The 12062-nt window shown below is 69.8% G+C and carries 12 protein-coding genes and 2 pseudogenes; 8 read left to right on the top strand and 6 right to left on the bottom strand.

Going from position 1 to position 12062, the window contains the following annotated elements; all coding sequences use genetic code 11:
* Window positions 1-763: pseudogene (locus JNW91_RS08840) on the top strand (cellulose-binding protein); the annotation flags it as partial.
* 163 nt (window positions 764-926) lie between these two features.
* Here JNW91_RS08840 and JNW91_RS33895 read toward each other — a convergent pair.
* Both JNW91_RS33895 and JNW91_RS33890 read right to left on the bottom strand, forming a co-directional pair.
* A complete protein-coding gene (locus JNW91_RS33895; RefSeq protein WP_407664280.1) occupies window positions 927-1016 on the bottom strand; it encodes a hypothetical protein in 90 nt (29 codons plus the stop codon).
* Window positions 1017-1132: 116 nt separating this feature from the next.
* A pseudogene (locus JNW91_RS33890) lies at window positions 1133-1441 on the bottom strand (DUF418 domain-containing protein); the annotation flags it as partial.
* Window positions 1442-2236: 795 nt separating this feature from the next.
* Here JNW91_RS33890 and JNW91_RS08830 point away from each other — a divergent pair.
* The 3 genes from JNW91_RS08830 to JNW91_RS08820 all read left to right on the top strand — a co-directional run bounded on the left by JNW91_RS08830 (window position 2237) and on the right by JNW91_RS08820 (window position 5257).
* The gene (locus JNW91_RS08830; protein WP_238424621.1) at window positions 2237-2989 is read left to right on the top strand and encodes a TetR/AcrR family transcriptional regulator; all 753 of its coding nucleotides are present in this window, start codon (window positions 2237-2239) and stop codon (window positions 2987-2989) included.
* Window positions 2990-3056: 67 nt separating this feature from the next.
* Entirely contained in the window at window positions 3057-3803 is a 747-nt protein-coding gene (locus tag JNW91_RS08825; protein WP_203174394.1) for a phosphotransferase family protein, read from the top strand.
* Window positions 3804-4021: 218 nt separating this feature from the next.
* Window positions 4022-5257, top strand: a complete 1236-nt coding sequence (locus JNW91_RS08820; RefSeq protein ID WP_203174393.1) for a low temperature requirement protein A — start codon at window positions 4022-4024, stop codon at window positions 5255-5257.
* 22 nt (window positions 5258-5279) lie between these two features.
* On the opposite strand, the gene JNW91_RS08815 is transcribed toward JNW91_RS08820, so the two are convergent.
* Window positions 5280-5888, bottom strand: coding sequence for a TetR/AcrR family transcriptional regulator (locus JNW91_RS08815; RefSeq protein WP_203174392.1), 609 nt, complete (start codon window positions 5886-5888; stop codon window positions 5280-5282).
* Between the two features lie 263 nt (window positions 5889-6151).
* Between JNW91_RS08815 and JNW91_RS08810 the strand changes: the two genes are divergently transcribed.
* Both JNW91_RS08810 and JNW91_RS08805 read left to right on the top strand, forming a co-directional pair.
* Window positions 6152-6712, top strand: coding sequence for a hypothetical protein (locus JNW91_RS08810; protein ID WP_203174391.1), 561 nt, complete (start codon window positions 6152-6154; stop codon window positions 6710-6712).
* Between the two features lies 1 nt (window position 6713).
* Window positions 6714-8138, top strand: coding sequence for a dihydrolipoyl dehydrogenase family protein (locus JNW91_RS08805; protein WP_203174390.1), 1425 nt, complete (start codon window positions 6714-6716; stop codon window positions 8136-8138).
* A 324-nt stretch (window positions 8139-8462) separates the two neighbouring features.
* Here the strand turns inward: JNW91_RS08805 and JNW91_RS08800 are convergent, their stop codons facing one another.
* Both JNW91_RS08800 and JNW91_RS08795 read right to left on the bottom strand, forming a co-directional pair.
* Complete coding sequence (locus tag JNW91_RS08800) at window positions 8463-8936, bottom strand: DUF3618 domain-containing protein (protein ID WP_203174389.1); 474 nt, start codon at window positions 8934-8936, stop codon at window positions 8463-8465.
* The gene (locus JNW91_RS08795) at window positions 8933-9364 is read right to left on the bottom strand and encodes a phage holin family protein (RefSeq protein WP_238424620.1); all 432 of its coding nucleotides are present in this window, start codon (window positions 9362-9364) and stop codon (window positions 8933-8935) included. Before JNW91_RS08795 ends, JNW91_RS08800 begins: the two co-directional genes overlap by 4 nt.
* A gap of 579 nt (window positions 9365-9943) precedes the next feature.
* Between JNW91_RS08795 and JNW91_RS08790 the strand changes: the two genes are divergently transcribed.
* The gene (locus tag JNW91_RS08790) at window positions 9944-11197 is read left to right on the top strand and encodes a PP2C family protein-serine/threonine phosphatase (RefSeq protein ID WP_309244289.1); all 1254 of its coding nucleotides are present in this window, start codon (window positions 9944-9946) and stop codon (window positions 11195-11197) included.
* Between the two features lie 4 nt (window positions 11198-11201).
* Here the strand turns inward: JNW91_RS08790 and JNW91_RS08785 are convergent, their stop codons facing one another.
* On the bottom strand, window positions 11202-11567 hold the full coding sequence (locus tag JNW91_RS08785) for an STAS domain-containing protein (protein WP_203174387.1): 366 nt from the start codon (window positions 11565-11567) through the stop codon (window positions 11202-11204).
* A gap of 131 nt (window positions 11568-11698) precedes the next feature.
* On the opposite strand from JNW91_RS08785, the gene JNW91_RS08780 reads away from it, so the two are divergent.
* Window positions 11699-12019: a DUF6582 domain-containing protein gene (locus JNW91_RS08780; RefSeq protein ID WP_309244288.1), complete on the top strand. Its 321-nt coding sequence runs from the start codon at window positions 11699-11701 to the stop codon at window positions 12017-12019.
* The last annotated feature ends 43 nt before the right edge of the window (window positions 12020-12062 follow it).

Here is a 12062-nt window from a genome sequence, read left to right as displayed (position 1 = left end):
CACCCGCCCGCCAGCGACGCCCCGCCGACCACCCCGCCGCCGACCGACGCCCCCGCCGACCACTCCGCCGCCGACCGGGTGTGCCGGGGCGGTGCTCTGCGACGGCTTCGAGAACCAGACCGGCTCGACGCCGTCCGGCGATTGGACCGTGGTGAACCCGGACTGTTCCGGCGCCGGCACGGCCACCATCGATACGACCACCACGCACAGCGGCAGCCGGGCGGTCCGGATCAACGGCGCCGCCGGGTACTGCAACCACGTCTTCATCAGGTCCACGAAGAACCTCGGCAGCCTGGGTAGTGTCCGGTACGGCCGGATCTGGGTACGGCACACCACCGCCCAGCCCACCGATCACACCACGATGATGGCGATGGCCGACGCCGCGGACGGTAACAAGGACCTGCGATTGGGCGGCCAGAACGGCGCCCTGCAGTGGAACCGCGCCTCCGACGACGCGACCCTGCCCGAGCAGAGCCCGGCCGGAGTGGCGCAGAGTGTGCCGCTACCCACCAATCGGTGGGCCTGTGTGGAGTTCATGGTGGACGGTTCGGCCGGTCAGCTTCGTACCTGGCTGGACGGCACCGCCATCGTCGGGCTGACCGCGGACGGTGTACCGACGCACGACATCGACAGCCAGTGGTACAACCGCACCTGGCGGCCGCAGCTCACCGACCTGAAGCTGGGCTGGGAGAGCTACGGCGGCGGTGCCGACACCCTCTGGTACGACGACGTCGCGCTCGGGTCCAGCCGGATCGGCTGCTGACCCTCCGCGATCGTGGACGGGACCCGTCAGCGGTGAACGGTGTGACCGGTAGATGTGTCAAGGGTGTGTCCCGAACGAGGTGTCACACCCTTGACCATCTTCGGGCTGCCTCCGAAGGGAGCATGAGCGCCGACCTGCAACCTGTGCGCGCTCGAGCGCGGTCCTAGGCCCGAGGCCCGTAGGTCAGCCGGCGTAGGACGATCTCGGCCGGCCCGGCCTGCCCGCGCCTGTCGAGCAGGCGGGCGATGAGCACGGTCGCCAGCCAGATGGTGACCGCGATGAGCACACCGGACACCGTGGGGCTGCCGAGCGCCGGCCCAGGGCGAGCGTGAAGGGCGCCAGGAGGAGTAGCCACGCCACCGACTGGAACAGGTATCCGGACAGGGAGCGTTGGCCCAGGGCGGAGAGCGCACTGACGACGGGGCCGGGCCGGGCCACTCGCAGAGCGATCAGGCCGAAGACCGCCACGTAGCCCGGACCGGCGAACATGCCGCTGGCGCCGTGGAGCGTGAGGATCAGGCTGGCGGTCGGCTTGTCGACGTGCAACCATCCAGCACTGACCAGAGCGGCCGGCAGTCCTCCGGCGACGGCGACGCCAAGCCCCAGGAAGGCCGTCCAGGTGAGCAGGGTCCGGTGGCGGGCCAACTCCTCCAGGACACGGCGGCGGGCGGCCCACATGCCCAGCCAGGCGATGACGATGAAGGGCACGACGGTCAGCGTGTGCATCGGCCATTCGCGGAGCCGGTCCACGATGGAGGCGAGGTAGCCGGACGCGGCGAGGGAGTCGACGTGGCCCGCCGGCAGTGGTGCGGAGCCGCCTGAACCCGCGATTCCGCTCACCACGATGGCGCCGAGGATCAGGACCTCGACCGCCGCCAACGCCCAGAGCGCCAGGACGATCCGGTGGAGCTTCTCACCGCGGCGCAGCAGCAGGAGGGTCATCACGATCCCGACGATGCCGTAGGCGCCGAGGAAGTCGCCGTAGTACAGCAGCGCGGCGTGCGCGAACCCGAAGGCGATGAGCCAGAGGTTGCGGCGCAACAGCACCGAGCGGACCTGGCGGGGCGTGGCGCCGGAGGCGTCCTGGCGCCGGGCGAGCTGGACCAGTCCGTAGCCGAACATCACGGCGAAGACCGGGTAGCCGCGTGCGTGGACGAGCTCGAAGAGAAGGAAATTGAGGCCGCGATCGATGCCTGCCGGCGTGGCGTCCAGGCCGGGCTCGCCGGCGAAGACGACCCCGGCGACGTTGGCCAGGGCGATGATCAGCAGCATCGCTCCCCGGGCAAGGTCCGGCGCGAGGGCGCGTTCGGCGCGGAGGACCGGCCCTCTCGATGTCCGTCGTGGTGCCGTGTCAACGCTCATGGTCGTCCCTCTCCCCGAAGCCCAACTTTAGTTTGCTTGAGAAAGTATCACAGGCATATTAATGCCGTCTGGCATGATGGGGCCTCATCTCCGTAGACGAACGAGGGGGCCATGACCAGCGAGGATTTGATCCCGGTCCGGCTGCGCAGACTCTGGGGCAGGTCCGAGTCCTCGCGCCTCGGGCGGCCGGCGGCCCTCGACGTCAACCGGATCGTCGGCGCGTCCGTGGAGATCGCCGACCGCGACGGGCTCGGCGGGGTGACCCTTCCCAAGGTCGCCAAGAGCCTCGGCTTCACCGGGATGTCGCTCTACCGGTACGTCGGATCCAAGGACGAACTCCTCGAACTGATGGCCGACGCCGCCCTGGGTCCGCCGCCGAACGTCCCCGTCGACGACTGGCGCCGCGGGCTGCGCAGCTGGGCCTTCGAGCACCGCGCGGTGTTCGACCGTCGGCCGTGGCTGACGCGCGTGCCCACCTCCGGGCCGCCGTCGGGGCCGAACCAGATCGCCTGGATGGAGGTCGGCCTTGCGGTCCTGTCCGGCACCCGCCTCGACTGGGCGCACAAGGTCGGCGTCCTGTCACTGATCAGCGGCTACGTCGTGCAGTTCGTGCGGCAGTACAACGACCTCGCCGAGGGCAGGGCCGAAGGCCAGGGGCAGGCCGACGCCGAGCGTGACTACGGCCCCGCGTTGGTACGGCTCGTCGAGCCCGAGCGCTTCCCGGAGACCGCCAGGCTGTTCTCCTCGACGCTGTTCGAGGCACCGCCGTCGGACACTCCCGATTCGGCGATCGCCGACGCGGACTTCACGCTCGGGCTGAATCTGATCCTCGACGGCGTCGCCGTCCGAATCGAACGCTCCTGAGGCGCACCGCTGAAGCCTCGCCGCCCGCCGCGATAAAGCCGGTGACGTCGACGGTCGCTCCGAGATAATGGCCGACGTGACGAAGGTCGAGGTCGTCGTCGCCCACCAGGAGCGCGCGACCCTACGCGTCGGCGACGTGTTCCTGAAGATCGACGCCGATCAGACGCGGACGGACGTCGAGGTGAAGGCGATGACCATGGCGCCGATCCCGACTCCGGAGGTCCTGTGGCGGAAACCGCCCGCGCTCGCGCTCGCCGCCCTCCGCGGCACGGCACTCGGCCGCCTCGGCGAGCCGTCGACCGCATCGCCGGCGGCGTGGGCCGCGGCGGGTGCCGCCGCACGCCTGTTGCACGACGCCCCGCTGCCGCCGTGGCCCGGTCGGAGCCTCGACGAGATCGCATCGCGGCTCGACGGCGAATGCGAGTGGCTCGTCGCGGACGGTGTCCTTCCCGCCGACCTGGTCACGCGCAACCGTCAGGTCGCCGAGGCCGCGCTCCGGCCGTGGACACCGGTGTTCACGCACGGCGATCTCCAGATCGCCCACGTGTTCGTCGACGGTGACGAGATCACCGGGGTGGTCGACTGGTCCGAGGCGAGCCAGGGCGATGCCCTGTACGACCTCGCCAGCCTGACGCTCGGACACGAGGAGCACCTTAGCGACGTCGTCGCTGGCTACGGCGCGGACGTCGACCTCGACGTGATCCGCGCGTGGTGGTCGTTGCGGAGCCTGCTGGCGGTCCGCTGGCTGGTCGAGCACGGCTTCGACCCGTTCTCGCCGGGCTGCGAGGTCGACGTGCTGAAAGCCGGGCCGTAACGCCGCACGGGCCGGTGGTTGACCACGCCAGAAACAGAGACCGCAGACGCTGTTGCCTGATCCCCGTTGTGTTGGGCGAGGATCACCGCTCGGGCCGTGGAGGAGCACCCGGAGGAGCGGCCGTGTGTCGTCGAGGCGGGCGAGGGGACGCCGTGCAGGTGACGCAACCCGCTGGCGGCCGACTCGTTGGTGCGACAAGGGGCGGACGGAGGCGGACGATGGCGGCGGGACGCGGTGCCGAACTGCTGCGCCCTCCCACGAGTGCGGGCCGCGCCACGTTCCTGGAGCTCTTCTTCGATCTGGCGTTCGTTGTGGCCCTCACCCGGGTTTCGCAACGATTCGCCGACGTCAGGAATGACACCGGCTGGGCGCTCGTCACGGGGTTCGGTCGTACCCTGCTGCTCTTCCTGGCGCTCTGGCTGATCTGGTCGCACACCACCTGGATCACCAGTCGCTACGAACCAGAGCGGTGGGTCATCCAGGCCGTAGTGGTCGGCACCATGTTCGCCGGCCTGGTCATGGCGGTAACGCTGCCGCGCGGCATGGAGGAGCGAGCCCTGCCGTTCGCGGCCGCCTATCTGACGGTGATGGTGGTGCGGCCGCTGGTGGTCGCCGCTGCGCTGCGTGGCCATCCGCGGCGGCTGGTGCCGTTCCGGCTTGCCGCATGGGCTGCGGCGAGCGCGCCGCTCTGGCTGGCCGGCGCGTTGGGCCCGGACCAACTTCGCCTGCCGCTGTGGGCCGCCGCCCTCGCCGTCGACTACCTCGCCTGGGCCATGGGCTGGCCACTGCCATGGCTCGGACCCGCAGCGGTGGGCGGCTGGCGGATCGCCGGGACGCATCTGGCCGACCGTCACCAGCAGATGTTTCTCATCGCACTCGGTGAGTCGATTCTGGTCATCGGCATGGTTTTCAGCGGCACGGACTACTCCGCGGAGCGGGCAGCCGCCTTCGGGATCGCGTTCCTCACCAGCGCGCTGCTCTGGCGAATCTACTTCCACCGCGCCGGTCTACTGCTGACCGACGCGTTGGGTCGGGCGCGGATGCCCGCGCGGCTGGGCACGGCGACGGAACGGACGCACTTGCTGATCGTGCTCAGCGTGCTCGTCACCTCGGTCGGCTACGAGCTGGTGATCGATCATCCGTACGGACCGTCGCGGCCCGGTTGGCTTCTGTTCGTGGTAGGCGGTCCGGTGCTGTTCCTCGTCGCCCGTATGCGGCTGGAGTACGAGATCTTCGGCCGGGTTCCCCGCTCCCAGATAATCGGCTTGGTGACCCTGCTGCTGTTCACGTCGGCGTTGGCCCGCTGGGTGCCGATGGTCGGGCTGAGCGTGGTGGCCGCGGTGCTGGCCCTGGTCGCGCTACTCGACGCGCTGCGGAGCCGGGGACGGCCGCTGGAGGTTACCGCCTCGCCGATCGGGCGGGAGACTTCCGGCGATCGCGACTCCGAGGCGTGACCGCGACTCAGTCGGAGTTGTACTAAGGGGTGGATTCGGTCGACTGCCGCTCGGCATTGATCCGAAGAAGTCCTTCGATCCCGCGGAGAAAGGTCTCGGCCACCAACGCGGGGTCGAAAAGGCATCCGGCTGCCATGGCGCCGTCGCGGAGCATGGCGAAGTGGCGCGCGGCCGGGTCTGCCGTCTCCTCGTGGACCTGTGCCAACAGCGTGGTGAGCGTGTCCAGGAACCATTGCCGGTGGGCGATGATTTCCTGGCGCACAGGATGGTCGGTGTCGGGATATTCCGCCGCGGCGTTGAGGAATGCGCATCCGCGGAACCCGGGGGACTGGACGCCCTGAGCGACCGAGCCAGCAATGGCCAGAAGGGTGTCGACCGGCGACGGGTTGGTGGCGATGGCCGCGTCGACCGTGCGGCGCTCCATCTGATGGACCTCACGCAGGTAGGCGAGGATGAGGTCTTCCTTGCTCGGGAAGTGCCGGTAGAAGGTGGCCCGGGTCACTTTCGCCTCGGCGATGATCCGGTCGACGCCGACGGAATGGATGCCCTCGGCGTAGAAGACCCTGGTTGCCGTGCTGAGGAGCCGATGTCGCGCCTCAGAGGGCCGGGTATCGGCTTGGCCGTGCGTCATACCACCATCCTAGCGGATAGAACGTTCGGTCTGGCTGAACTTCCCGCGTGTCCGAGGCCCTCCTCACTCCAGAGGTAGAACGTTCGGTCTTGACATCGGGTGGCGAGGCTGGCAGGGTTGCAGGACAGAACGTTCGTTCTCCCTAGCCGGCCTCGCGCCCGAGCAGGAGCGACACCTGGCGACGCAAGCCAGGCCCACACCCCAGGAGCCCAACCCCTCGCAGGCCGTCGACCTCCGCAGCATCCATCCCTGAAAGGATCATCGTGAGTTCCGTTGTTGCTTCGCCCGGTATCTCCTCGACCGCTTCCGCCCTACGGCGGCTGTACTTCATCCGCTTCGCGTTCGCCATCGTGTGGGCACTCGTGACGATCGCGACCGCCAAGGAGATCGGGCCGCTCACGGTGGCGCTCTTCGTGCTCTACCCACTGTTCGACGTGGGTGCCGCCATCTACGATGTGCGCTCGTCCCGGGCCACCGGCTCGCCGGCTCTGCTGTACGTGAACATCGCGGTCAGCCTGGCCGCGGCCCTCGGCATTGGTCTCGCCTCCGCGTCCGGCATTCCGGCGGTGCTGCGGGTCTGGGGTGCCTGGGCGGTTGTGGCCGGTCTGGTTCAGCTGATCGTCGGTGTCACCCGTCGCACGATGGGCGGGCAGTGGCCGATGATCATCAGCGGTGGCATCTCGGTGCTGGCCGGCGCGTCCTTCATCGCCGGTGCTTCCGCGGACAACCCGTCGCTGACCAACGCGGCTGGCTACGCCATCCCCGGCGCCATCTTCTTCCTCATCGCCGCATTCCGTCTCGGCCGCAGCGCGAGGGGCAACTGACATGACCCCCACCATCGAGTACGACGTCATCGTCATCGGGGCGGGCCCGGTCGGCAAGAACGTCGCCGACCGGGTCGTGCGGGGCGGCCTGACCGCCGCCATTGTCGAGCGGGAACTGGTCGGCGGGGAGTGCTCGTACTGGGCCTGCATGCCGACCAAGGCGTTGCTGCGCAGCGCGTCCGCGTTGCGGGCGGCGCGGCAGGTGCCGGGGGCGCGGGAGGCGGTGACGGGTGACCTGGACGTGGCGGCGGTGCTGGGTCGCCGGGACTCCTTCGCGTCGCAGTGGAAGGACGACGGCCAGGTGGCCTGGCTCGACTCGGCCGGGATCGCGCTACATCGCGGCCACGGGCGGATACGTTCGGCCCGGACCGTCGAGGTGACCGGTGCCGACGGTGTCACGACGAGGTTGACCGCGCGGCACGCGGTGGTCGTCGCGACCGGAAGCAGCGCTCTGCTGCCGGACATCCCGGGTCTGCGGGAGGCGGCGCCGTGGTCCAGCCGCGAGGCCGCCTCGGCCAGGGCGGTTCCTCGCCGACTCGCGGTGATCGGTGGTGGGGTGGTGGCCACCGAGATGGCGACGGCGTTCGCCGCCCTGGGGTCTTCGGTGACGGTACTGGCTCGTGACGGTGTGCTGCCGTCGGTGGAGCCGTTCGCCGGTGAGCTGGTCACGGAGTCGTTGCGAGAGGCCGGTGTCTCGGTACGTCTCGGCACGGAGGCCGCTTCCGTCAACCGCGACGACAGCGGAACCGTCCACATCGAGACCGCCGACGGCGCGCGGGTCGAGGCCGACGAGGTGCTGGTGGCGATCGGCCGCACGCCGAACACCCAGGACATCGGCCTCGACCGCATCGGGCTGGCGCCGGGTGCCTGGCTGGCGGTCGACGACACTCTGCGCGTCGTCGGCGGCGGGGAGTGGCTGTACGCCGCCGGTGATGTGAACCGGCGGGTGCTGCTGACCCATCAGGGCAAGTATCAGGCGCGCGCGGTGGGCGACGTGATCGTGGCCCGGGCAAAGGGGGAGAAGGTCGAGGACGGCCGGTGGGGCCGGCACGCGGCGACGGCCGATGAGCGTGCGGTGCCGCAGGTGATCTTCACCGACCCGGAGATCGCGTCGGTGGGGCTGACCGCGGCGGCGGCCGCGGCGGCCGGGCTGCGGATCCGGGTCGTGGACTACGACCTGAGTGCCGTTGCCGGATCCTCCCTGCACGCCGATGGCTACAAGGGTCACGCCCGGATGGTCGTGGACGAGGATCGGAAGGTGATCGTCGGCTTCACCCTCGCCGGTCCGGACGTCGCGGAACTGATCCACGCCGCGACGATCGCCGTCGTCGGCGAGGTCCCGCTGGACCGGCTGTGGCACGCAGTTCCGGCGTACCCGACGGTCAGCGAGGTTTGGCTGCGGCTGCTGGAAACATACGGCCGCTGACGGTGAACCAGGCGCTCGTCCCGTAGCGGTTCGTCCGCTCCGCGTCCCCGGTGGCGACCGTTCGACGGCGCGCGGAGCGGACCACCGCCTGGTTCCCGGGCGGGGGCGCGGTGCGAACTCGGTGCCGGTGGGCCGCCCGGCGGCTGCCATGAACAGCCACACGCTGACCGACCCGGCCCGGGTCAACCCTGTCACCGACGGCGTCGACCACACCGACGCCGGCGAGGGTGAGCGCCACCAAGCCTGGCCGGAGCCTGCGACGCGACGCCATCGACCCCGACGTTCAGCCAGGACCAGTGGCGTCGAGACACTCCGCCGGGCTGCCTACCGGGGCCAGCGGCGTCGGTAGGCGATGATCGCGAGGGTGGCCGCAGTGCCAGCGGCGGCGAGGACCGGTACAGGTCTTGCGCGCACCGAGCTCCCGATCCTGGTGGTCGCGGCGCGAGCGGAGGCAATCAAGGTCGACTCGGCCTTGCCGGTGGCCTGCGCACCGGCTTTCGCTGAGTCGCGTACCGACGAAGTGGCCTGTTGTGCTTTCTGCGCAACCGGCTTGGCGCGCTGAGAGGCCTTCTGGCTCATCGTCTGGGCCAGCTGCGTGGCCTTGGTCTTCGCCGACTGGCCGGCTTGGGTGACGCGCTGGCGGAGTCCTCCGGCGGTGGTGGTGGCCTTGGTGCGGGCACGGGCCTTGACGTCGGTCTTGGCGCTCAGGGCGGCTACGGTTTCCCCGAGTTCCGCGCGTGTCTGCTGGATGTCACGTCGGGTCTGATCCGGGTCGCCGCTTCCGGCTGGTGTACTCATGGCTGCCTCCGACTCGCTGCGCCGCGTATCGTCTCGGCGTCGGCTCGCACGCTGTCTCTGGTCGCTGTGGGTGTGGCAGGCATAGCCTCGCTGACCTGCTTCTTGCCGCGCCGGGCGGCGATGGCGGCGGCGATAGCCAGGATCACCGTGACGATCAGGGCGGCCACCGCGTCAGGCATGATCGCGGCCAGGGCCAGCACGATCGTGGCGACGGCGGTTCCCCCGGCGAAGAGGCCAAGCATGGCACCTCCACCGAGCAGTCCGGCGCCGACGCCCGCACGCTTGCCCTTGGCGGTCATCTCCGCCCGCGCCATCGTCAGCTCGTCGCGAACCAGCCGGGTGATCTGGTCGGTGGCGCGCTGCACCAACTCGGCGACCGGCGTCTCAGCAGACGCGGGGCCGGGGGCACCGCTAGGACGTTCTGGCATCGAAACTCTCATCTCTCTCACACAGTGACGTGGTCCGGGGCGCTGCCGGGGTCAACGGTGCTGCGCCGCGGTCCTGCTCGCAGGCCCCTGAGACGGGGCGTCGATACGACCGTCGAGCGACGCGGCGATGCCCTCGTCCAGGTGGCCGTCGCCCGTCGGGAAGCCGTCATCCTGCCGGCGGCGTCGCAGTGTGAACGTGCCCGCCGCTCCGGTCACCGCCCCAGCCGCGAAGGCAAGGATGAGTGCCTGCCGTACGGTGGATTTTCTCTTTCTCGCCATGACTACCCCCTGAACTAGACGTGACCTTATGGTGCTGATTGTCGGACTCGATCGCCGAGTCCATGTGTCTAATCGGCAGACGTGCATGGAGGTCAACACCCTCGGGTGTCGGCCGCCCTGATCTGTCGTTTCCGCACGTTGTGAGAGAACGGCTGTGCGGAGGACGGGACCCGTGCGGTGGTCGAGGGGGTCGGGGCCCTCCACCGGTGGGCCCTGAACTGTGGCCGGCTGGAATGGCGACGCAGCGGTGACCGTCCCCGTGCTCGGCGGCGACCGGCCCGAGTCTCGTAGGCTCTGACAGTGCAGAGCAGTCGAGGGCGGATCATGGCCGATATGTTGGGTGCGGCGGAGAACGCCTCGCCGGTCGAGGCGGTCGAGGCGGTCACCCGGGAACTTGGTGCGGCGCTGGGGGCGCGTAGCGTCGCGTTCCTGATCGCGGACCTCAGCGGTCGGGCGCTGGTCCGGTTGGCCCATGTGCCGTTCGACGGTGCCGGTGACGGACGCCGACACGGTGATGAGGTTGCCACGGTGATGCCGTTCGACGGCGGCCTCGCCGAGCAGGCGCTACGCAGCCAGACGGCGCAGGTTGTCGCGCAGCCTGACGGGTGGACGGTGTTGGCGCCGGTGACCGACCGTGGTGAGGCTATCGGCCTGCTCGAAATGACCCTGCCGGACGAGCCCTCCCCGCCGACGTTGCAGGAGATCGCCCGCACGGCGCACGTGCTGGCGTTCGTGGTGATTGCCAACCGGCGGTACACGGACCTGTTCGAGTGGGGACAACGCACGACCCCGTTCACCCTGTCCGGAGAGATCCAGCGCCGCCTGCTGCCCGGCTCGTTCACCTGCGAGGGTAATGCGTTCACCCTGTCCGGCTGGCTGGAGCCCGCAGCAAGCGTCGGCGGGGACACCTTCGACTACAGCCTTGCCCGGGACGTGTTGCATTTCAGCGTCACCGACGCGATGGGCCACGGGGTGGCCAGCGCGCTAACTGCCACCCTGGGAGTGGGTAGTCTGCGCAACAGCCGCCGCCGCGGGGTTGGTCTGATCGGGCAGGCCGAGTCCGCGAATGCCGAGGTGGCCGAAAACGCCGCCGTGCCCGGCAGTTACCTCACCGCGATCCTCGGCCGCCTCGACCTACGCACCGGGATATGCGCGCTGCTCAACGCCGGGCACGTGCCGCCGCTGCTGGTACGCGACGGGGACACCCGGACGCTGTCGTTACCGGCCAACTTTCCCCTGGGCATGTTCGCCGAAGCTGGTTACCGCGCCGGTGAGATCACGCTGCGACCAGGCGACCGTCTGGTGGTGACCACCGATGGCATGCGGGACCGCGGCGCCGCCAGCCTGGATCTACCGACCATGCTGCGATCGTTCGGCGGTCTGCACCCGCGCGAGGCTGTCCGGGCGTTGGCCGACGCCGTACTCGAGGTCAGCGGACCAACTCTGGCCGATGACGCCACCCTGTTCATCCTCGACTGGCACGGCGGACACGGCGAGGGCCGGCGTAGCAGCGCCGGCGCCGACCAGGCGCGTGCCAGCACCTCTGCCGCCTGACTGACTACCGGCCGGTCGCGCCGTCCGTGGACGGTACATCGGCTTCAGCGGCCTGCGCGCTGTCATACACGTCGATAACCTTGTCCACGGACGTGACCGTCAGGACGCTGCGCACGGCAGGCTGCGCCGCGGCGAGGCTCAACCTGCCGTCGACGTCACGCAACGCCTTGAACATGACCACCAGCGCGCCCAGCGCGCTGGAGTCCATGAACCCCACCCCGGCCAGATCCACCACTACCTGGCGGTCACCGGCGTCAATCAACTGTTGCAGACCTTCGCGCAACTGCGGGGACGTCGCCATGTCCAGTTCCCCGCGCACCTCGAGCACGGTGCAATCCCGGCCCGGCCGGACTGACAACAGCAGATCCACAACACGCCTCCAAGCCGATGATTCCCGCCTACCCTATTCTGCCGCCGGGCGAACTGCCGCGAGCCGCTCGGAGGCACTGGCGCGCTGTCGAGCAGGCCGCGTCGAAATATCCGGTGTGGGGGTGCCAGCGGGTGACGAGTGGGTATTGGTGGGCGATGACACCCACCTGGAAGCCCCACGAGGAGCACGGCACCCTGTCCGAGAAAGACGAGCGTGAGCTGCCGGAGAGCGTTTTCGCGTTTCCCGGCAAGCGCAAGGAACCGCTGACGGACGCGGCTCACGTCCGTAACGCCGTTGCCCGGTTCGACCAGGTGCAGGGCGTCGACGACGACGACCGTGATCTGGCGTTCCAGAACATCCTCGCCGCCGCGGAACACTACGGCGTCGACGTCGTGGAGACCGACTGGCACCAGCTGGGTCGGCGGCCCCACACGCCGAATCCCGCCCACTGAGCGGGCCTGGCCGACGAAGCGAACCATCCGGCTGCGCCGATCG

It is taken from the genome of Micromonospora parastrephiae, from assembly GCF_016802865.1.
GTDB classification, from domain to species: domain Bacteria; phylum Actinomycetota; class Actinomycetes; order Mycobacteriales; family Micromonosporaceae; genus Micromonospora; species Micromonospora parastrephiae.
Note: the sequence above shows the minus strand (reverse complement) of the source record. Positions and strands in the feature narration are given on the sequence as shown.